20 protein-coding genes are annotated in these 20,316 nt (G+C 70.4%); 11 read left to right on the top strand and 9 right to left on the bottom strand.

Features of this window, described 5'->3' with window-relative positions; genetic code table 11:
- Window positions 1-88 precede the first annotated feature (88 nt).
- Window positions 89-934, bottom strand: a complete 846-nt coding sequence (locus tag H4W81_RS23110) for a S1 family peptidase (RefSeq protein ID WP_192776741.1) — start codon at window positions 932-934, stop codon at window positions 89-91.
- Between the two features lie 234 nt (window positions 935-1,168).
- Here H4W81_RS23110 and pstS point away from each other — a divergent pair, with 234 nt between their 5' ends.
- Window positions 1,169-2,206, top strand: coding sequence for a phosphate ABC transporter substrate-binding protein PstS (gene pstS, locus H4W81_RS23105; RefSeq protein WP_192780986.1), 1,038 nt, complete (start codon window positions 1,169-1,171; stop codon window positions 2,204-2,206).
- Window positions 2,207-2,225: 19 nt separating this feature from the next.
- On the opposite strand, the gene H4W81_RS23100 is transcribed toward pstS, so the two are convergent.
- Complete coding sequence (locus H4W81_RS23100) at window positions 2,226-3,065, bottom strand: alpha/beta fold hydrolase (protein WP_192776740.1); 840 nt, start codon at window positions 3,063-3,065, stop codon at window positions 2,226-2,228.
- A 208-nt stretch (window positions 3,066-3,273) separates the two neighbouring features.
- On the bottom strand, window positions 3,274-3,867 hold the full coding sequence (locus H4W81_RS23095) for a short chain dehydrogenase (protein WP_192776739.1): 594 nt from the start codon (window positions 3,865-3,867) through the stop codon (window positions 3,274-3,276).
- 80 nt (window positions 3,868-3,947) lie between these two features.
- Here H4W81_RS23095 and H4W81_RS23090 point away from each other — a divergent pair, with 80 nt between their 5' ends.
- Both H4W81_RS23090 and H4W81_RS23085 read left to right on the top strand, forming a co-directional pair.
- Entirely contained in the window at window positions 3,948-4,817 is an 870-nt protein-coding gene (locus H4W81_RS23090) for a LysR family transcriptional regulator (RefSeq protein WP_225960050.1), read from the top strand.
- A gap of 164 nt (window positions 4,818-4,981) precedes the next feature.
- On the top strand, window positions 4,982-5,533 hold the full coding sequence (locus H4W81_RS23085; RefSeq protein WP_192776737.1) for a dihydrofolate reductase family protein: 552 nt from the start codon (window positions 4,982-4,984) through the stop codon (window positions 5,531-5,533).
- 243 nt (window positions 5,534-5,776) lie between these two features.
- Here the strand turns inward: H4W81_RS23085 and H4W81_RS23080 are convergent, their stop codons facing one another.
- Window positions 5,777-6,388: an acyl-CoA-like ligand-binding transcription factor gene (locus H4W81_RS23080; protein ID WP_318781900.1), complete on the bottom strand. Its 612-nt coding sequence runs from the start codon at window positions 6,386-6,388 to the stop codon at window positions 5,777-5,779.
- An 80-nt stretch (window positions 6,389-6,468) separates the two neighbouring features.
- On the opposite strand from H4W81_RS23080, the gene H4W81_RS23075 reads away from it, so the two are divergent.
- Window positions 6,469-7,398: an oxidoreductase gene (locus tag H4W81_RS23075; RefSeq protein ID WP_192776736.1), complete on the top strand. Its 930-nt coding sequence runs from the start codon at window positions 6,469-6,471 to the stop codon at window positions 7,396-7,398.
- Between the two features lie 11 nt (window positions 7,399-7,409).
- Here H4W81_RS23075 and H4W81_RS23070 read toward each other — a convergent pair whose 3' ends face one another.
- Entirely contained in the window at window positions 7,410-8,315 is a 906-nt protein-coding gene (locus tag H4W81_RS23070; protein WP_192776735.1) for an aldo/keto reductase, read from the bottom strand.
- A 72-nt stretch (window positions 8,316-8,387) separates the two neighbouring features.
- On the opposite strand from H4W81_RS23070, the gene H4W81_RS23065 reads away from it, so the two are divergent.
- From H4W81_RS23065 to H4W81_RS23055, 3 genes are all read left to right on the top strand, one after another.
- Window positions 8,388-9,374 (top strand): ArsR/SmtB family transcription factor, encoded by a 987-nt coding sequence (locus tag H4W81_RS23065; protein ID WP_318781899.1) that lies wholly within the window; start codon window positions 8,388-8,390, stop codon window positions 9,372-9,374.
- A 492-nt stretch (window positions 9,375-9,866) separates the two neighbouring features.
- On the top strand, window positions 9,867-10,760 hold the full coding sequence (locus tag H4W81_RS23060; protein ID WP_192776734.1) for an LLM class flavin-dependent oxidoreductase: 894 nt from the start codon (window positions 9,867-9,869) through the stop codon (window positions 10,758-10,760).
- Between the two features lie 59 nt (window positions 10,761-10,819).
- A complete protein-coding gene (locus H4W81_RS23055; RefSeq protein WP_192776733.1) occupies window positions 10,820-11,995 on the top strand; it encodes an MFS transporter in 1,176 nt (391 codons plus the stop codon).
- 147 nt (window positions 11,996-12,142) lie between these two features.
- On the opposite strand, the gene H4W81_RS23050 is transcribed toward H4W81_RS23055, so the two are convergent.
- A complete protein-coding gene (locus tag H4W81_RS23050) occupies window positions 12,143-12,769 on the bottom strand; it encodes a TetR/AcrR family transcriptional regulator (RefSeq protein WP_192776732.1) in 627 nt (208 codons plus the stop codon).
- Between the two features lie 71 nt (window positions 12,770-12,840).
- Here H4W81_RS23050 and H4W81_RS23045 point away from each other — a divergent pair, with 71 nt between their 5' ends.
- From H4W81_RS23045 to H4W81_RS23035, 3 genes are all read left to right on the top strand, one after another.
- Window positions 12,841-13,266: a hypothetical protein gene (locus H4W81_RS23045; RefSeq protein WP_192776731.1), complete on the top strand. Its 426-nt coding sequence runs from the start codon at window positions 12,841-12,843 to the stop codon at window positions 13,264-13,266.
- A gap of 96 nt (window positions 13,267-13,362) precedes the next feature.
- Window positions 13,363-13,731, top strand: a complete 369-nt coding sequence (locus H4W81_RS23040; RefSeq protein ID WP_192776730.1) for a hypothetical protein — start codon at window positions 13,363-13,365, stop codon at window positions 13,729-13,731.
- 192 nt (window positions 13,732-13,923) lie between these two features.
- Complete coding sequence (locus tag H4W81_RS23035; RefSeq protein WP_192776729.1) at window positions 13,924-14,550, top strand: dihydrofolate reductase family protein; 627 nt, start codon at window positions 13,924-13,926, stop codon at window positions 14,548-14,550.
- An 88-nt stretch (window positions 14,551-14,638) separates the two neighbouring features.
- Here H4W81_RS23035 and H4W81_RS23030 read toward each other — a convergent pair whose 3' ends face one another.
- The 3 genes from H4W81_RS23030 to H4W81_RS23020 form a co-directional block, all read right to left on the bottom strand.
- The gene (locus H4W81_RS23030) at window positions 14,639-15,955 is read right to left on the bottom strand and encodes an MFS transporter (RefSeq protein ID WP_192776728.1); all 1,317 of its coding nucleotides are present in this window, start codon (window positions 15,953-15,955) and stop codon (window positions 14,639-14,641) included.
- Window positions 15,956-15,985: 30 nt separating this feature from the next.
- Complete coding sequence (locus H4W81_RS23025; protein WP_192776727.1) at window positions 15,986-18,259, bottom strand: cytochrome P450/oxidoreductase; 2,274 nt, start codon at window positions 18,257-18,259, stop codon at window positions 15,986-15,988.
- Between the two features lie 113 nt (window positions 18,260-18,372).
- Window positions 18,373-19,062: an IclR family transcriptional regulator gene (locus H4W81_RS23020; RefSeq protein WP_192776726.1), complete on the bottom strand. Its 690-nt coding sequence runs from the start codon at window positions 19,060-19,062 to the stop codon at window positions 18,373-18,375.
- A 155-nt stretch (window positions 19,063-19,217) separates the two neighbouring features.
- On the opposite strand from H4W81_RS23020, the gene H4W81_RS23015 reads away from it, so the two are divergent.
- Window positions 19,218-20,306 (top strand): NADPH-dependent FMN reductase family protein, encoded by a 1,089-nt coding sequence (locus H4W81_RS23015; RefSeq protein ID WP_225958743.1) that lies wholly within the window; start codon window positions 19,218-19,220, stop codon window positions 20,304-20,306.
- Window positions 20,307-20,316 lie beyond the last annotated feature (10 nt).

The following is a 20,316-nucleotide window of genomic DNA, read 5'->3' as shown; positions in this document are numbered from 1 at the left end:
AATGTCCACAAGATCCTGTGGATCATGACACAGGCGGATGACCGCGGAGTTACGCGGAGCCGATGACTGCGTGCTCAGGAGAACGTGCTCAGGAGAAGTTGTGCAGCTCCGCCCCGATGGTGTCGTGGATCCAGGAGCGGTAGTGGGTCACGTCGGTCCAGATGCCGACGCCCGGCCCGCCGTCGGGGTTGGTGGAGCAGCCCGCGCCGCCGTCCGGCCGGTCATCGAGGTCGTCGCCGTCGCGCGAGGTGGCTCCGATCAGCTCCCACCGGCCGGCCACCATGCGGATCTGCGGCCCGCCGGAGTCACCGCTGCAGGCGCTGGCCGTACGGCCCTGGCGATCGCCGGTGCACAGCTCGGCGCCGCGGTTGAGGAACAGGCACCTGCTGTCGGGGACCCGCACCGTGTCGAGTTCCTGCAGCTGCTGGGGCTGGCACGCGGGATCGTCAGGGTCCTCGCATACCAGGCCCCAGCCGATGACGCGGGTCGGCGTGCCCACCGGGCCGGGGTCGTCGGCGACGCGGATGGGCTCGAGGGGAACCTTCCGGTCCAGCTGGACCAGCAGAATGTCGCCCTTGTGGTCGCCGTCCCTGCCGCGCAGCCGCCAGTCGGGATGGGTGACGACGCGCTTGACGCTGGTGACCTCTCCGCCCTTGCCGCGGTCGGGGGAGCCGATGCGCACCAGGGTCTTGCCGGGCTTCATGAGCCCCTTGCAGTGGGCGGCGGTGACGACCCAGTCCGAGGCGACGAGGGAGCCGCCGCAGTGGTGTTCGGGCAGTTTGCTCAGCTGGAAGGAGACCATGAACGAGTAGGGCTCCGTCGCGGCCCTTCCTCCGATGATGGCAGGACGGCCCGGGGTGGCCGCGGCGGCCGTGGCGGTGCCGATCAGCGCGAGCCCGGCGGCCATGAGGGCGGCGACGATTGCCTTGAACACACACATCTCCAGGAGATCGAGGGCACTCTCTGGGTAGGTGCCGTATTTGTCCAGCTGCCCACCGATTCGCACCGTGAGCGTGGGACATGCAAGGCTAACTTGGCCTTTGGGGTGAATTGACCCATTGTGGGGGCAAACCGAGTTGAACAGGCAATGACCCTACGTTGCACGTGGCTTGCGAAGTAATTCACCTAGGCGGCACGACTCATGCATAGCGTCGGTTGTGTGGCGAAGATGACAGCGATCGCCGGATCCTTCGCGCTGGCGGCTCTTGCCCTGACCGCCTGCGTGACCGATCCGCACGAAACCGTGGTGGCGACCAGCGACATCGTCACGATCCGGGCCTCGGGCTCGTCAGCGCAGCTCGGCGCGATGGACGCGTGGCGCTCGGAGTTCCATGAGCTCCATCCCGGCGTGCGGATCGATTACCGGGCCAACGACTCGGGCGCGGGGGTGCGGGACTTCATCCAGGGCCTGACCGCGTTCGCCGGCTCCGACGTCCCGATGAGACCGAAGGAGCAGGCGCTGGCGGACAAGCGATGCGGTAGCCGGGCGCTCCACCTCCCGATGGTGGTGGGCCCGATCGCCGTGGCGTACAACCTGCCGTCGGTGCCCGCGCTCAAGCTCTCGCCCGACACACTGGCCGGCGTGTTCAGCGGGCGGATCACCCGGTGGAACGCCCCCGAACTCGCCGCCGACAACCGCGGAGCGCGTCTGCCCTCCACGAAGATCCAGGTCATCCACCGCTCCGACGACTCGGGCACCAGCCACAACTTCACCACTTACCTGAAGGCGGCGGGCGGCTGGCCGTACGAGCCGTCCAGGAAGTGGCCCGCGCCCGGCCGCGGCGTCGAGACCTCCAGCGGCGTCACGGAGGCGGTGAAGGAGACCGAGGGCGCGATCGGTTACATGGAGTACGGCTTCGCCAGCGACGCCGAGCTGCAGACCGCGAAGGTGCGCAACGCCGCGGGCGAGTTCGTCGCGCTGTCACCGGAGAGCGCGTCCACGAGCCTCAGCGGGGCCGAGTTCGTCGGCGAGAACGGCGATCTGGCCATGAGGCTGAACTACCTGACCAAGGAGAAGGGCGCGTACCCGATCACGCTCGTCACCTACGAGATCGTCTGCCAGAAGGGGTCGGACCCGCTGGTGCGCACCTTCCTCCGCTACACCGCCAGCAACGCGGGCCAGGCGCACCTGTCCCTGTTCGGCTACGCCCCGCTGCCGCCGGAAGTGATCGTCAAGGTCCGCGCCCAGGTCGACGCCTTGACCTAGCCCGCCTGCCAGGCGGCCTTCATCCGAGGAACGTCGCGGTCGTCGCGACGAACCGGCGGGCGTCATCGAGCCATGGATAGTGGCCCGCCTCGGGCTGGACGACGAACTCGGCCTTCGGGAAGAGCTCGGCGAACTCGGCCGCGACGCTCGGGGGCGTGTTCAGGTCGACCTCTCCGGCGAGCAGCAGCACCGGGGCGTTGAAGGCGGCCAGTGCCGCGCGCGTGGCGTCTGGGTCGTATGCGCCCTCGGCGCCGAAGACGGCTGCCGCTTCGTTGTTCCGGTGGCCGTCCTGGTCCGCCTGGTGGGCTTGCGCCGCCGCGTCCCATCGGCCGTAGAAGAAGGGGTCGATAGCCGTCCGGCTGTCGTCGGTGGCGTTGCCGGTCATGAGGGCTTCGAGAGCCGTGAAGGCCGCGGTGAACCAGGGCTCGTCCTTGCGGAGCCGCGCGATGTCGAGCCGGGACTCACCGGTGGCCGCGATGCCGACGGCGAAGGTGCTCGGAGTGATCAGGGCGAGCCTGCCGACGCGTTCCGGGTGCCGGGCGGCATACAGCGCCGCGAGGTTCGCGCCGGCGGAGTGCGCGAGCAGGTCCAGCCGGTCGAGACCAAGGTGCTCGCGCAGCGCCTCGACATCGTCGACCAGCCGGTCACAACGGTAGGAGGCGGTGTCCTGCGGCATCGCGGACCGGCCGGTGCCCCGGGGGTCCATCATGATCAGCTGTCGCCGCGCCGACAGGCCGCCGAGCTCACCGAGGTAGACGGAGTCCTGCATCGGGCCGCCCGGCAGGCAGATCACCGGGCTGCCGGCTCCGAACACGTGGTAGGCGAGCGTGGTTCCGTCGTGTGCGGAGAAGGTTGGCATGGCGAGGATCCTTTCAGTGCCATCCGGCTCCGGCAACCTCCCCTCGCCGCCCACGAGCCCGCCGCCGCCGGCACCGCCACGGGGCCGGTTCGACGGCAAGGTCGTGCTGATCACCGGTGCCACGCCGGGCATCGGAGCGGCCCGGGCCCGCTCAACGACTCCGGGTTGCACCGAATGGCCACGCCCGAGGAGATGGCCAGGGCTTGGGTCAGCCGACCTCGTAGACCTGCCCGGTCTGGTGCCCCTCGATCGAGCGCACGTAGGCGTTGGCGGCCTGCCGTACCGGAACCGGCTCGAAACCGGCGAAGAGCTCGCCGTACGCGTCGATCGACTCGGTGAAGACGGTCGGGCTCACCGCGTTGACCCGCTGTGGCAGCTCGATGGCGGCGGCGCGGACAAAAGCCTCGATCGCGCCGTTGGCGAGGGACGCCACGACGCCGGTGCGCACGGGGTCGCGCGCCAGCACGCCGCTGATCAGCGTGAAGGACCCGCGGACGTGGGCGGCGGCGCCCTGGCGCACCAGCTCGACCTGGCTGATCACCTTGCCCGCGATGCCGTCCAGGACATCCTGGTGGCCGAGCCGGTCGAACGCCGGCCACGGCACACTGCCCGCCGCCGAGGCGACCGCGTCCACCTCGCCGACCTGCTCGTACATGGCGCGGATCGACTCGGGATCGGTGATGTCGACCGTGACGTCCGAGCCTTTGCGGGACGCCGTCACGATCTCGTGGCCGCGCTCCCGCAGCACCTCGTGGACGGCTTGGCCCAGCGTTCCTGTTGCTCCCACCAGCAGAATTCTCATGAACTCAGCTTCGCCGGAGGCGCATGCTGAAGTCCAGCTACCTGAACTTCAGTACCTTTTAAGATGAGCTTGTGATTGAGATGAAACGGCTCGTCCTGCTCAGGGACTTCGCCGAGTACGGCACCGTCACGGCCGTCGCCGAGCTCCACGGCGTGACGCCGTCCGCCGTGTCCCAGCAGCTGCGGGCCCTGGAAGCCGAGGCCGGCGCCGCGCTCCTGCGCAGGGAGGGCCGGATGGTACGGCTCACCGCCGCCGGGGCCGCGCTCGCAGCCGAGTGCGAGCAGGTTTTGGCGGCCCTCGAACGCGCGCACGGCGCTGTTCGCGCGCTCGACGGCGAGGTCGGCGGCGAGCTGGTGATCGGCTGCCTGCCCAGCGGGCTGGACGTGCTGGCCGCGCCGCTGGCCGCGGCCCTGGTGCGCGCCCATCCACGACTGCGTCCCCGCATCGTCGAGGCCGAACCCGAAGAGGCGCTGCCCCTGCTCAAGCAGCGCGATCTCGACCTGGCCCTGACCTACCGCTACTCCCATCTGGGCATGCCGCTGCCGGAGGGGCTGGTCGCGCAGGCGTTGTTCGACGATCCGCTCGTGCTGGCCGTACCGGAGGAGCTGCGGGAGGTCGACGGGCTCGCCGCGCTCCGGCACCAGCCGTGGATCACCACACCGGCGCCGAGCGCCTGCCGCGACGTGATGACGCACGCCTGCCAGAGCGCGGGTTTCACCCCGGTCATCGAGCACACTTATCGCGACCTCCGCGCCGCGCTGACGCTGGTCGCCGCTGGTCTGGGCGTGACGATCCTGCCGATGATGCTGTGCCGTACGGCGCCGCCGGGCCTCACCCTCATCCCCATGCCCGGCAAGGGGCGGACGATCGAGGCCGTGGTCCGCGCCGGGACGGAGTCGCACCCGGCCATCGCCGCCGCCCTCAGCGCCGTCCTCTCCCTGGGACCGTGAGCGGCGCAGGGGGATCACCCGATCGCCGGGACGGCTCGGCGGGCACCGCATCCCCTGCGAAAGCCTGCGTAAGACTGCGTAAGGTCACCTGAAGCGAAACGTAAGAGGCGCCTGGCAGAGTTCTCATTGCCGAACGAAACACTCGCAGCCAGGAGGAACCCGAGATGCGCAAGATCATCAACTCGACGTACATCAGCCTCGACGGCGTCATCGAGGACCCGTCGTGGACCATGCCGTACTTCGACGACGAGGCCGCCGCCTTCGCCGGCGAGCAGACGGCCGCCGCGGACGCGCTGCTGATGGGCCGGCGGACGTACGAGGGTTTCGCGGCCGCCTGGCCGACACGGGACGAGAGCGACCCGAGCACCGGCGCGGCCTACTTCAACAACGTCAAGAAGTACGTCGCCTCGACCACTCTCACCAACCCGGAGTGGAAGAACAGCGAGGTGCTGCAGGGCGATCTGATCGAGGCGGTCACCAGGCTGAAGGCCCAGGAGGGCAAGGACATCCTGATGTACGGCTACGGCGTGGTCACCCACGCCCTGGTCAAGGCGGGCCTGGTGGACGAGGTCCGGTTCTGGATCCACCCGGTGTTCGTGGGCGGCCCCTCGGTCTCCGCGCCGCTGAGCGACGTCCAGACGACGCTGGCCCTGGCCGACACCAAGGTGATGAAGAGCGGCGTGATCATCGCGACCTACACGTCGGCCGTCCAGTAAGCGGACACGATCCGACCTGAGCCCGGGCCCGGGTCCGGCTCAGGTTGTGCCGGCAGACATCGCCGCGGTCGCGGTCGCGGCGTACGGCGGGCCCTCGGCCGACAGCCCCGTGACTTCACCGACTACGTGCAGGCGTCCGTCCTGAGTCTTCCGCACACGTGACCGATCTGCCGGGTTCCGCCGGGTGTCCCCTCACATGCTGGCGACCGCTCCACCGGTTCGGGTTCTGGATGGGTGGTGCGTCTACCGTTCGCCGGCGTCCAGGGCGGGGGCGATGACGGCGAAGGCCCGGTCGGTCAGTTCGGCGGGGTCCTCGGCGCCGTCGCTGCCGCTCCACCGGTGCAGGACGGCGTCGAAGGCGGTCAACGCCATCCCGGCGGCCAGCCGCGGATAGAGATCGGTGTCGGGGTCGAGCCCCAGGCGGCGCGCCAACTCCGCCGTCAGCTCGTCGCGCCACTGCGCCTGGCGCTCCAGGAAGCGGGCGAGCAGGGCGGGGGTGCCCAGAATCAGCTGAACCACGCGCAGCGCCCTGTCGGAGTGGTCGGCACAGGCGGCGATGGGGACCCGGACGGCGTGCCGCAGCGCCACGGAGGGGCGTTCCCCGACGGGACGGGCCGCCAGCTCCGCGCGCATGCCGGTGCCCATGTCCGCCAGGAACTGGACGACCACGTCCTCCTTGGACGCGAAGTACCGGAAGAACGTTCGCCTGGACACCCCGGCGGTGGTCACGATCTCGTCGATGGTGACCGCGTCGAACCCCTTCAGCGCGAGGAGGTGCAGCGCCGCCTCGGTCAGCTCGCTCGAGACGAGCTGACGCTTGCGCTGGGCCATGGTGACTTCAGGGCGGGAGCTCACCTGGCAATGGTAACGCCATGCCCTGCAGGGCACTCAGGAGCGTCTTGACACTGAGTGCCACTGGCGGCAGCATCTGCCGCATGAAGCAGCAACGCTGGACTGCCGAGCAGATCCCGGACCAGACCAAGCGGGTGTTCGTCGTCACCGGAGCCAACAGCGGCCTCGGCCTGGCGACCACCCGGGCGCTCGCCCGGCGGGGCGGGCACGTGATCCTTGCGGTACGTGACGAGGGAAAGGGCCGCCGGGCGGTCGACGAGATCACCGCCGAACAACCGGGTGCCAGCCTCGAGGTGCGCCATCTCGACCTGGCCGATCTCGACTCGGTCCGAGCCTTCGCCAATCAGGTGCACACCGACCATCCGCGGCTGGACGTGCTCATCAACAACGCCGGCGTGATGGCGCCACCCCGATCGCTGAGCGCGCAGGGCCACGAGCTGCAGTTCGCCTGCAACCATCTCGGCCACTTCGCGCTCACCGGGTTGCTGCTCGGCCTGCTGGCCGCCGGGCGCGATCCGCGCGTGGTCACGGTGAGTTCGATCAACCACCGGAAGGGGCGCATCCGCTTCGACGACCTCGCCGGCGAGCGCGGCTACTCGGCCATGGGCTGCTACGACCAGTCGAAGTTCGCCAATGCCGTCTTCGGCTGGGAGCTCCACCGGCGGCTGACCGAGGCGGGAAGCCCGGTGCGCAGCGTGCTCGCCCATCCCGGCTACACCGCCACCAACCTGCAGACCAGTGCGCCGATCGGCCTGTGGCGGGTGGTTTTCGGCCGGATCGGCAACCCGCTGTTCGCCCAGACCCCTGCCCAGGGCGCGCTGTCACAGTTGTACGCGGCGACCGACCCGGGGGTGGAGGGCGGTCAGTTCATCGGGCCGGACGGCCTGGCCGAGCTGCGCGGCGGTCCGACGCGGGTGCGGTTGTCACCCGAGGCGGCCGATGCCGAGACCGGCCGCCGTCTGTGGGAGGTGTCGGAACAGTTGACCGACGTGCGATTCGTCATTCCTGTCTGAAGCCAGATCTCTCAGGGAGCCGGGCGGACGGAGTCGAGTGTGGCCAGGTCGTCCGCCGAGAGGCGCAGCGCACCGGCGGCCACGTTCTCGACCAGGTGATCCGGGTTGCCGGTACCGGGGATGGCCAGCACGTGCGGTCCGCGATGAAGCGTCCATGCCAGCCGGACCTGCGCCGCGCTCACCCCATGGGCGCGGGCGACAGCCAGTACCTCCTCGCTGTCGGCGCCGCCGGCGCCCGCGTCTCGCCCGGCGCCCGCGACCGAGTAGAACGGCACGAACGCGACCCCCTGCTGCCCGCAGAAGCGAAGGATCTCCTCCTGCTCGGCCGGTGCGCCGATGCCGTACTGGTTCTGCACGCATGCCACGGGCGCGATGGCCAGGGCCTCGGCGAGGTGGGGGCGGCGGACGTTGGAGAGGCCCAGGTGGCGGATGAGCCCGGCGTCGCGCAGTTCGGCCAGTGCGCCGAAACGCTCGGCGATCGAATCGGTTCCGACAATGCGCAGGTTCACCACGTCGAGGTGGTCCCGGCCGAGCTGGCGCAGGTTCTCCTCCACCTGGCCGCGCAGCTGCTCCGGTGTGGCATGGGGCCGCCACGCGCCCGACGGGTCGCGGGACGGCCCGACCTTGGTGGCGATGACGAGATCGTCCGGATAGGGGGCCAGCGCTCGGTTGATCAGCTCGTTGGCGGACCGCAGCGGCGAGAAGTAGAACGCGGCGGTGTCGATGTGGTTCACACCGAGGTCGATCGCGCGGCGCAACACCCTGATCGCCTGGCCACGGTCGCTCGGGGCGGCGTCGGCCGCGAACGCCCGCCCTTTCTGCGTCAGGCGCATCGCGCCGAAACCCATCCGGTTGACCATGAGGTCTCCGAGCTTCCAGGTGCCTGACACCGCAGCGGTGATCGTTTCTGAGGTCATGTCCGCATGTTCTCCACGATGTACGCTGACCGCCATTGATTAGGGCATATCTGAATCCTGGAGGCCGTCTTCGTGGCGGAGCTGGTGTTCTCGGCGAACGATCTGGCGCAGATGCGGTTCGCCGTCTCGCCGATGTGGGAGGTCGGGACCAGCTTCCGGCTCCTCGCCTCCGGCTCGGTCCATCCGGTGCACCGGACGTGGGCCGAGCAGGTACGGCCACGCGTGGCGGCCGCAGGCCTGGACCGGGGCTGGCTCGCCGAGCTGATTCCGCCCGCCGGTTATGTCGCCGACTTCATCAACCCGGCGCCCGCCGGGCAGGCGCCCACGCTGGCGGAGGAGCTGGACGGGATCCTGGCCGCTCCCGCCGACCGGATCCGGCAGGACCTGGACCGCCTGGTGGACGATCAAGGGCGTCGCGGCCCTCGACTGCGCGCCCTCCACGCCCGGCCGCGGACCCGCCTGGTGCGGGTCGCGGAAGAGATCGAGACCTACTGGGAGCTCGCACTCGCCCCCTACTGGGCGCGGATCCGAGCGGTGCTCGACGCCGACGTCTTCTACCGGGCCAGGCAGGTCGCCGAGCGCGGCGCGGGCCACCTCTTCAACGACCTGCACACCTCGGTGAGCTGGGACGACAACGTGCTGCGGCTGCCCCGTCGACAGCATCCCCTGTCCAGGAAGACGGCGGGCGCGGGGCTGCTGCTGATCCCGTCGGCTTTCACCGGCCCCGGCCCGCTCACCCGGGTGACGCCGCCGGAGCCGCCGCAACTGGCCTACCCCGCACGCGGGATCGGCGCGCTGTGGGAGCCCCGGCCCATCATCAGGACCGACGCCCTCGCCGCCGTACTCGGCCGCTCGCGGACCCTGCTGCTGGCCGAACTGGAGTCTCCCGCCTCCACCACCGAGCTGGCCCGCCGTACCGGGCTGTCCGCGGCAGGGGTGTCGCAGTACCTGACCGCGCTGCGCGACGCGGGCCTGGTCAGCGCGCACCGAGCCGGCCGATCGGTGCTGTACGCCCGCACGTCCGTCGCCGAATCCCTCCTCACCGCGACATCCCCATGAGCGGGGACGTGCTGCTCGTCGGCGCGGAATCACCGGGGTGCCGCAGGGGCTTCAGGGTCATCCGGGTGGGATTGACGGAGAACCAACGGCTCGGTGTCTAGAGGCGTTCGACGTAGCACGTTTCGTATCGGGGGAGAGCTGAGCGTGCGGCGGCTCGGGTTCGGGGCCATGCACCTGCCGACCGGCCCAGGCCGGCGAGGGCGGGCCGCACCGCCTCGATCGCCCACCTGGAGGAGAACGTCGCCGCGGCGAGCCTGCGGCTGAGCGACGACCAGTGGCGGCGGCTGGACCGGATCCAGCCCCGATGAGCCGCGGCTGACCACCACGGTCAGGTCGCGTACCTGGCCAGGAAGACGTCGACGCCGGAGGAGACCGTGGCATGCGCGTGTCGCTCCTGCCGGGCCTCGGCATTCCCGGCGTCGCCGATCGGGAGGCCCTCGATACGATCCGGCTGCCCTGTTGTCCGACATTCCACTGGCCTGAGGAGCCTTCATGTCCTATCGATTCGGTGTCCAGCTCGCCCCCTCCACTGACGACCTCTCCGGGATCCGCGAGCTGGCCAGACTCGCCGACCGGGAAGGGCTCGACCTGCTCGGCGTGCAGGACCACCCCTACGCGGGCGGCCTGGCCGACACGTTCAGCCTGATCGCCACGCTGCTCGCCGACACCACGCAGATCCGGATATTTCCTGATGTGGCGAGCTTGCCGCTCCGTGGGCCCGGCGTGATCGCCAAGGCCGCCGCGACGCTCGACCTGCTCAGCGGCGGCCGATTCGAGCTCGGTCTCGGCGCCGGCGGCTACCGCCAGGCGACCACCGCCTTCGGCGGCCCTGACCGCACCGCCGGCCAGAACCAGGCCGCGCTGGAGGAGGCCGTCGAGATCATCCGGGGGCTGTGGCGGCCGGGCGCGAGCGTGCGGGTGACCGGCGAGCACTACTCCATGGCCGGCGTCCACGGCGGCCCCGCGCCCGCGCACCCGATCGGGATCTGGCTCGGCAGCGTCGGGCCCAAGGCGCTGGCGCAGACCGGCCGCATCGCCGACGGCTGGGCCGCCCCCATCCCGCACTACCTGCCCTACGAGAAGTGGCGGGAGTCGCAGGACATCATCGACCAGGCCGCGATCGAGGCGGGGCGGCAGCCGTCCGACATCACCAGGATCGCCCAGCTGGTCGGCCACATCACCGACGCCCCTGGCGAGGTCGTCCTGCGCGGTGAGGCTCCCATCAGGGCCAGCGCCGGGCAGTGGGCCGAGGTCATCGCCCACCTGGCCACCGAGGTGGGCTTCGACTCCTTCGTCTACTGGCCCGAGCACGCCGACGCCGCGCAGCTGACCGCCTGGGCTCGCGAGGTCGTGCCCGCCGCCCGCGTCCTGCTCGACAAGGAGTAGTTCATTGCGACCAACTAGTTGGTTGACATCCAACTAGTTGGTTGCCTACGGTGCCGTTCATGACAACATCCGTCCGTACGGCACCGCCACACCCACCCCAGGCGATCTCGCCGGTCCCCACCCTGGTCGTCTTCACGTTGACCGCGATCATGTCGGCCGGGCAGCTCTACTCCGTGATACCGCTGCTCGGCGACATGGCGGCCGACTGGCAGGTCGCGCAGGACGGGCTGAGCTGGCTGGTGACCGCGTTCGGCATCGGCTACGCCGCGGGGTTCCTCCTCTTCGGCCCGCTGTCCGACCGATACGGGCGGCGCCGGATGATCGGCATCGGTCTGCCGCTCGCGGCGCTCGTCACCGCGCTGGTGGCGCTCAGCCCCGGCCAGGAGGTCGCGCTGGGCCTGCGCGTCCTCCAAGGCCTGGTCGTGGCGATCTTCCCGCCCGCCGCCCTGTCCTACCTGGCAGAACGCCTGGAGCCGCGGCACCGCATGGTCGGCATCTCCATCGTGACCAGCGGATTCCTGGCGGCCGCCGTCCTGCTCCAGATCGCCGCCCAGTCACTTGTCGGCGTCGTCGGCTGGCGCGGCCTGTTCGTCGGCTCGGCCGTCCTGTTCGCCGCCGCGGCGGTGGCGACCCGTCTGATCATGCGACCGGACGAGGCGCGGGACCGGGCCGGCTCCCTGCCGGCCGCCTACCGGGCGATCCCGGCCCTGCTGAGGAGTCCGGCGCTGGTGCTGCGGTGCCTGGCGACCGTCACCGTGCTGCTCACCTTCGTGGCCGCCTACACGGGACTGCAGATCAACGGCACCCCGGACCTGCTGGCGCTGCGCGCCGGCGGCCTGCCGTCCCTCCTCCTGATCCCGCTGCTCATGCCCTGGCTGGCGCGCGTCCCCGCGGTCCCGCGAGCCCTCGCGGCCTTCGCGCTCGGCGCGCTGTCACTCGCGCTCATCGCCGCGACCGGCCCCGGGACGATCGGCCTGGCCCTTCTTCTGGCGGTGTACGTAGCGGCCGTCGCCCTGGTCACGCCGTCGCTCAACGTGTCGATCGTCGCGCTGGCCGGGCAGGCGCGCGGCGCCGCGCTGGCGCTGTTCACCTTCGCCCTCTTCCTCGGCGGCAGCCTCGGTCCCCAGCTGGCGGCCGCCTTCCCCACCCTCACCCCGCTCATGTACGGCCTGGCCGCGGCGATGGCCGCAGGGGCGCTCGCCGTGTTCGTCTCGACCCGCAAAGTGGACGCGTGACGACACTCGTCCCGGCCGCCGCGCCGATCGCCCTTCTGACCACGTCCGCAGGCGTCGCCTTCGCCGCGGAGGTCGCTGTGACGTGCGGTCACGGTGATCGTGGGGTCATGCACAGCCGCACGTCGCCACAGACCCTCGCCGGCGGACTCACCGTCCGGCCGGGCCGCTCACCTGCCTGCGCGCTCCGCTGAGCAGATGCCGGATCACCAGGGAGTACTCCTCCTTGATCCGGTGCTTGTCCTGCGCGGGCGCCTCGGCGAGCGCCATGCCCGCGCCGCCGAGGATGTGGAAGGTGACGCGGGCCATCGGCTCCAGCGGCAGCGGCGGCACCTCCCCGCTGTCCACGAGCGCCTGGATGAGCTGCTCGATGAGGCCGTAGGCGTACTTCTCCTCGCACTCCTTCCAGCGCTGCCAGCCCAGCGCGAGAGGCCCCTCCTGCCAGACCACGCGTCCGTAGACGGGGTCGCAGCAGTGGTCGAGGAACATCTCCGTCGCCGTCATCGCCGCCTTCCAGGTGTCGGTCTCGGTCGCGGCCGACTCGACCACCTGGCGGATCATCTCGGTCTCCAGCGCTTCGACCACCGCCTCGAACAGCGCGGTCTTGTTCGCGAAGTGGTGATAGACCGCGCCACGGCTCGCCTGGATGTCGGCGGCGACGTCCTCGAGCGCGGTCCCGGCGAAGCCGTGCTCGGCGAAGCGACGGGTGGCCGCTTCGAGCAGCGCGGCCTTGGTCGCCTGCGAGTACTGCTCGCGGCGGCTCTTGACAGGTGGCATGCGGGAAGTATACGACATACGTCGTGTATGTTTCCGACACGAAGTAGGTAACGGGGATGTCGTGGGACCGGGTGCATCGTCGCCATCAGCTGGTCCATGCCGTGCTGGCCTCCGGGCTGACGACGGTTCCGGCTGACCTGGCCGCGGAGGTCGCCGCCGAGTTCGGCGACTTCGGCGGGTTTCTGCAGGAGGTGCAGCGGCGCTGGTACCGGGCGTTCGACGCCCGGCTGGACGCGGTGCTGGAGGAGCGGCCGCAGGACGTCCACGACGCGCTGGTCCGGCTCTGGCGGGACCTCGCTCTCACGATGCCCGCGGCCAGGCTCATGCTGGACGCCAACGCCGGCCACCCTGCGCTCGTCGAGGGAGACGATCGGCACCGGCGCCTGCTCCACGCCGCGACCGGGGTCGTGCTGAGCCCCGCGCCGCTCACGGAGCAGCCCGCGGCTCGGCGGAAGCCGTGCCTGCTGTCCCTGCTCCTGCGCACCTCGACCACGTAACGGAAGGGGGGCCGTGAGCCTCACCGATCATTACCGTCCGCCGTCTCGGCGCCCGCACGGGCGCATCACCTGGGGGTACGCGTGAAACGATTCCTCGTGTTCTTATGCTCCTTTCTGCTCGCCGGCTCGCTGGTCGCACCACCTGCCGCCGCCGAGGCGGGCAGGGTACGGCTGAAGCTCAGCTTCGGGTGGTGCAAGACGGCCTGCGAGATCCGCATCAAGGTGACCAACAACAGCCGGTACAACATCGCCTGGGTGGGCGGCACCTGCCGTCTCACGGTCAACGGACGTTATGTGGGCAAGGGGGCCGTCTATCTCGGCCCCATCAAGCGCGGCCATTCGCGCAGCAGCACGTGCAACATAGTCGACGACCGATTGGAAGACGCGTGGTGGGACTACGAGAGCGGCGACGCCGCCTTCGCGACGTACGCCACGGTGAAAGCGATCCCGCACTACCGCCGCTGACCCGGCTGGACGTTACGCCCCCTGTTCACCGCGCTGGGTGACGAGCCGCTACCCGTAAGTCGGCGGCGATGGACGCGGTCCTCCCGTGGTTCAAATTTCGTCTCGCGCGTGGTGTCGATTTGTGGCGGATGCCGTTCGCCGTGGGCGGTGCGGGCATCACCACCGATGCCTCACGAGAGCGAAGGAAGCGACATGCGGAAACTGATGGTGACCACGTTCGTGTCCCTGGACGGCGTCATGCAGGCGCCGGGCGGCGCCGACGAGGACCGCGACGGCGGGTTCGAGCACGGCGGCTGGGCCGTCCCGCACTTCGACCAGCGGATCGAGCAGCTGATGACGGAGGTGACCGGCAGGGCAGGCGCGCTCCTGCTCGGGCGCAGGACCTACGACATCTTCGCCGCCAGCTGGCCGCTGGCCGAGGCCGACGACCCGATCGGGGCGACGATGAACAGCCTGCCCAAGTACGTCGCGTCGCGGACGCTGGACACCGTGGCGTGGCGGAACTCGACGCTGCTCACCGGCGACGTCGCCGACGCGGTGCGCGAGCTCAAGCGGGGCGAGGGCGGCGAGATCCAGGTCCACGGCAGCGGCAAGCTGATCCAGACGCTCGTCGAGCACGACCTCGTCGACGAGTTCCACCTGCTGGTGTTCCCTGTGCTCATCGGCTCGGGCAAGCGGCTGTTCGCGGAGGGGACCATCCCGGCCGGCCTCAGGCTGGTCGACACCACGACGTCCAGCACCGGTGTCGTCATCAGCACGTACGCCAGGGCGGGCAAGCTCGAGTACGGCGCGATGGGCCCGGAGACCGGCAACCGGTGACCCCGCGGCGGGATCTCCCAGGTCGAAGAGGTGGTCGCTGCCCAGGAGCAGTCACGGCAGGTACCTGATCTCCAGTCCGTCGTGACCGTCATTCGACCGCGTCGAGGTCGGCTCCCCTGGTCTCCCTGCTGGTGGCCACCGCGACGATGGTGATCGCCATCGTCAGCACCAGGTAGCCGACGACGGTGGCGACGCCGAACCGGTCGATGAGCCACACCGCGATGAACGGAGCCGGAGCGCCCGCGATGATCGACGAGCCCTGGAACACCAGCGACGCGCCGGCGTAGCGGTGCCTGGTGGGGAACAGCTCGGTGATCCAGCCGGCCTCGGTCCCCGCGAGCATGCCGTGGAAGAACGCGCCGACGCACACGCCGATCCACAGCATCGGCAGGCTCTCGAGCTGGACGAGCCAGAAGAACACCGGGGCCCAGACGATCAGCACCACCGCCGGGACGAGCATGGCGGGCTTGCGGCCGACCCGGTCGGACCAGTGGCCGCCGGCGATCATGCCGATGAACTGGAACAGCGACGCGAACGTGACAGCCATGATCACATCGCCGCGGGCGTACCCGAAGGAGGTCGTGGCGTAGGCGATGACGAACACGGTGTAGATGTAGAACGCGATGTTCTCGCCCAGGCGCATGCCGAGGCCGTGCAGCACCGGACGCGGCCGCGACAGCGCGGCGAGGATGCTCGAGCGCTCGGTGGTCGTCGCCCGCTGCGCGGCCTTCGCCTGCGCGGCCCGGAAGACGGGGGACTCCTCGACGCTGCGGCGGATCCAGAAGCCGACGATCAGCAGCGGGATCGCGAACAGGAACGCCACCCGCCAGCCCCACTCGTCGAAGGCGTCGCCGGGGAAGAGGAAGGCGATCACGGTGACCATGACGGTCGCGAGGATGGTGCCCAACGGGGCGCCGGCCTGCGGCCAGGAGGCCCAGAAGCCACGCCGCCGCGGCTCGCCGTACTCACTGACCATCAGGACGGCGGCGCCGAACTCGCCACCGAGCGCGAACCCCTGGATCATGCGCAGGACGACGAGCATGACCGTCGCCCAGATGCCGATGTCGTCGTAGGTCGGCAGCAGTCCGATCAGGGCGGTGGCGCTGCCCAGGATGATGAAGGTGGTGAAGAGCATCGGCTTGCGCCCGAACTTGTCACCGAGGTGCCCGAAGACGATGCCGCCGAGCGGGCGCGCGACGAATCCGAGGCCCTGGGTCGCGAGTGCCAGCAGGAGCTTGGCGATCTCGTTGTCGCCGGGGAAGAACAACGGGCCGAGGACGGTGGCCGCCAGGATGCCGTAGATCGCGAAGTCGTACCACTCCAGTACGGCACCGGCCATGCTGCCGGCCAGGACGCGTTTGAAGCTGGTCCTCGACGTCGGGCCGGTGCCTGCCAGTGATGTCATGTCGGGTCCTTTTCGGGGGGTGTCGGACGGTCAGAGGCCGAGGACGAGCTTCGCGCCGCGGGCACGGGAGCAACAGGTCATCATGACCTTGCCGGCGCCGCGCTCCGCCTTGGTCAGGACGAGGTCGCGGTGGTCCACCTCGCCGTCGAGGACGCTCGCCTCGCAGGACCCGCAGAGTCCCTCTTCGCAGTCGCTCTGGACATCGATGTTGGCGGCGCGCAGCGCGTCGAGCAAGGTCTGGTCGGCCGCGACGCGAAGGGTGAGGCCGGAGTCCCTGAGCTCGACGTCGAACGCGTGCTCGTCGGCCGGATCGAGATCCCGGCGTGTGCTGGTGAAGTGCTCGACGCGCAGGAAGTCGTCGGGCCGGTGCCCGGTCGCCTCGTCCAGCGCCGAGAGCAGGCGCTCGGGACCGCACGCGTAGATCTGCGCGTCCTCGGCGAGCTCAGCGAGCAGGGCGTCGATGTCGAGGCGGGTGCCCTCGGCGCTGACGTACACGGTCAGGCGATCGCCGTGATCGCGTTCGAGCCGGTCGAGGAAGGCCATCGTGCTCGCGTCGCGCCCGCAGTAGTGGATCTCGTACGGCTTGCCGATCGCCCTGGCGTGGTCGGCCATCGCGATGATCGGGGTGATGCCGATCCCACCGGCGACGAGGACGTAGCGGCCGGCGGCGGGGTCGAGCCTGAAGTGGTTGCGCGGGCCGCGCATCGTGAGCGTCTGGCCCACCTGGAGGCTCTCGTGCGCGTACCGGGATCCGCCCCGGCTCTCCGGCTCCTTCAGCACGGCGATCTCGTACCTGCCGCGGTCGTCCGGGTCGCCGCAGAGGGAGTACTGCCGGGACAGGCCCTCGAGCTCGATGTCGATGTGCGCGCCCGGCGCCCATGCCGGCAGCTGCCTGCCGTGGACGTCGGACAGCGTCACCCTGACGACGCCGTCGGCCGCGCGGGTGATCTCCCGTACGGTCACGGTGCGGGAGATGGCGCGCTTCGACGGCTCGCCGATCCGCACCGGGTGCCGGGCGCGGAGGACTTCAGGATCGGCGCGCTCGGGGTTGGCGGACGGGTCCCACCGCACCCACAGGTGGTCCGGCCCCCTGAACGAGGTGTTGGGCAGGTAGCTGAACGTCTGGTCCGGCACCAGCTCCAGGTGGGGGAGGCGCCTGGTGAGCTCCTCGAGGAAGATCTGGATCTCCATGCGGGCCAGGTTCTTGCCCATGCACTGGTGACTGCCGTAGCCGAAGGTCAGGTGGTCGGCGGTGTTCTCGCGGCGGATGTCGAACTCGTCGGCGTTGTCGAAGTGCCGCTCGTCCCGGTTGGCCGAGGAGTTGACGATCAGCAGTTTGGCGCCCTTCGGGATCTCGACGCCGCCGATGCTGGTGTCCGCGGTCACCAGGCGCCGCCACGCCGCCACCGACCCGGAGTGGCGCAGGCACTCCTCGACCGCGTTCGGGATCAGGCCGGGATCGGCGCAGATCTCCTCCCACGCCCGGCGGTTCTCCAGCAGCAGCTTGATCGCGTTGGCGGCGGCGTTGGCCGTGGTCTCGTGGGCCGCGACGATGCCCGCCATCATGATCGAGTGGAGGTAGGAGTCGGTGATCACCTCCGGCTTCTCCCGCTGGACGCGGATGCTGAACGGCATCCAGCCGTGCCCGGACGGATCCTCGCGCAGCTTGCCGAGCACCTTGCCGGCGTACTGCCAGAACCTGCCCACGGCCTCGGCGACCGCCACCTGCTCCTCCGGCGACGGGCGGCCCCAGGTGTTCACCGTGTGCGCGATCGAGTACTCGCGCAGGGTGTCCATGTCCTCCTCCGGCACGCCGAGGAAGTGCAGCGCGACGGTGAGCGGGATCTCCCACAACATCTCGTCGACCAGGTCGGCCTGCCCGGAGTCGACGAAGCGGTCGACGTACTCCCTGGTGAGCCGGCGCACCATCGGCTCGTGGTGCGCGAGCTCCTTCGGAGTGAACGGATCCATCAGCGCGCGCCGGCGCGGCATGTGCTCGGGCTCGTCCTCGTTGACCAGCGTGCGGGCCATCGCGTAGTCGTACCTGGCGAGGACGGAGGTCGCCTCGTCGCAGACGGGCGTGATCTTCTCCAGCGCGATCGAGGGTGAGAACAGCAGGTTGTCGCGGAAGACCGCTTTGACGTCTTCGTAGCGGGTGACCACCCAGTAGCCGATCGTCGGGCTGTAGAACACCGGCTCCTCGTCACGCGACCAGCGCAGCGACGCCGCCGGATCGGCCTGGTAGGCGTCGCCGAACGGATCGAACGCGGCCGCGCCCGCCGAGACCGGGCAGCGAGTGCTCATCTCGATTGACCTGCCCCTTTACTGATAATGAACACAGTGTCTCTGTGAGCGAACTAGCAGCAGGCTAAAAGGGGACGCTTGGGGAGGTCAAGGGCGATGTGCGAACGAACGCGTCAAGGGGCGAGGAGGCGTTCGAGCTGCCGCGCGGTCCTCTGCACCGCTTCGGCGGCGCGTTCGATGTCGAGCTCGTCGATGGCCACGACCCCGACGCTGCGCTCGATGGGGCTGGCGGACCCGGTGCGGGTGAAGATCCTGATGGCCGTGGCCAGCCCCACGGCGCCGCGCTCCAGCTGGCCCCGCGTGAGGCTGTAGCCGTCGCGGCGGGCCTGCCGGACTGAGTCGGGATCGCGGCGGTCCTCGGGCCGTGCCGCGAGGATCGCGATGCCGGCCGCGCCCTTGGTGAGGGGATGGCGGCTGCCGACCCGGTAGCCGACCGTGAGGACCCTGTCATCCGGCTCGGCGACCATCATGGCGACGCAGTCCTGGCCCTCGGCCGCGGAGATGAAGGCGGTGGCGTGGGTCTCGTTGGCCAGGTCGCGGAGCAGGGACTGCGCGTCGCGGTGGAACTGCGGCTCGAGGCGCGAGGCGAGGACCGCGATCCCGACGCCGAGCCTGACCCGTCCGTCCTCGGCGCGGACGACGAGCCGGCGCGACTCGAGCGTGGCCACGACCCGGTAGCAGATGGCCCGGTGGATGCCGAGCTCCTTCGCGAGGTCCGCGATCGAGATCCCCTCGGGGGAATGGGAGATGATCTCGAGCGCGCGCAGCCCGCGATCCAGCGTCTGCAGCGTGCTGGCGCTCATCTCCATCCCCCCACCTGTGCGCCGGTTCCGGGTCGCGCCGTCGGCTATACGCACCTTACTGGTGCTCCGCAGGGCAGCCGCGACGTGGCGCAGTTTCCTCGGGCGACCGTACGTGTTCACACGCAGGTAGCCGGCCGCCCCTAGATTCCGATCCCATGAGAATTCATGACACTGCTGATCGCGGCCTCACCCGGCGTTCCCTCCTGATCGGCGCGCTGTCCGGGGCCGGGCTCGCTGTTGTGGGAGACGCTGTGGGAGGCAAGGCCGCGCATGCCGCGGTACGGCCGGGCACGGGGGCGCGGCCCAGAGTGCTGATCGCCACGAACGAGCCGTGGGGGACCTATCACGTCAGGCCCTTGCTGCCCGAGGCGAAGCGCCTCGGGTGGGAGATCGTCCAGCTGGTGCCCGACCGGTCCGGTGTCAAGCCGGACGATCCGGTTCCGGTCGCGACCCCCGACGAGATCACCGAGGCCGATCTGCTCATCGTGACAGGGGCGGGCGACTGGCCCGCCGACTGCGCCGCGCGGCTGCGCACGCTGCCGTTGATCGCCGGCTCGCTGGCCTACCAGCTGCCCGTCGAGGCGCCGCGCGCGGCGGAGTTCCGCGGGCGGCTCAGCGCGATCACCGCCTCGTCACCTGCTGAGGCGAAGGTGTTCGACGACTACCTGGGCACGCGACAGCCGATCACGGTCGTGGGCACACCGCAGACGGACGACCTGCCCAGGCACGCCCCGGAGCCGGGCACCGTCCTGGTGCTCACCAGCGTGACCAGATCGAGCGGGACAGGTGGTTCGGCCCCTGGCACCGACCTGCTGCTGGCGGCGGCCGAGCGGCTGGCCGCGGCCGGCAAGCACATCCTGGTCGGGCTGCACCCGCGCGAGGACCGTTCGCTGTGGGAGCGGTACGAGATCAGCTCGGTGCCGTCCGTCCAGGCGTCGGCGCGGGCCGAGGTCGCCATCGGCATCCCTGGGACGGTCTTCCCGGTGGTCGCCGCCGTGGGCGTCCCGCTGGTCGGCTGCACGGACCCGGAGCTGCGGATCCCCGGCTACCTCCTGAGCGTGTGCTCCCGCACGATCACCATCGCGGACGACGCGGTGGCCGCGGTCGCCGAGGCGAAGCCGGTCTCGCGCGACGTGCTGTACGAGGCCGTCGGGCCGGTCGGAGGTTCGGCTCGCCGGCTGTTCAAGGTGTGGCGCAAGGAGGGGATCAGAAGCGAGTCGCACCAGCGTTCAAGAGCATGGTGACGACTGTGGT

The organism is Nonomuraea africana (assembly GCF_014873535.1).
Lineage (GTDB): Bacteria > Actinomycetota > Actinomycetes > Streptosporangiales > Streptosporangiaceae > Nonomuraea > Nonomuraea africana.
This window is presented reverse-complemented; position numbering and strand designations above follow the sequence as displayed.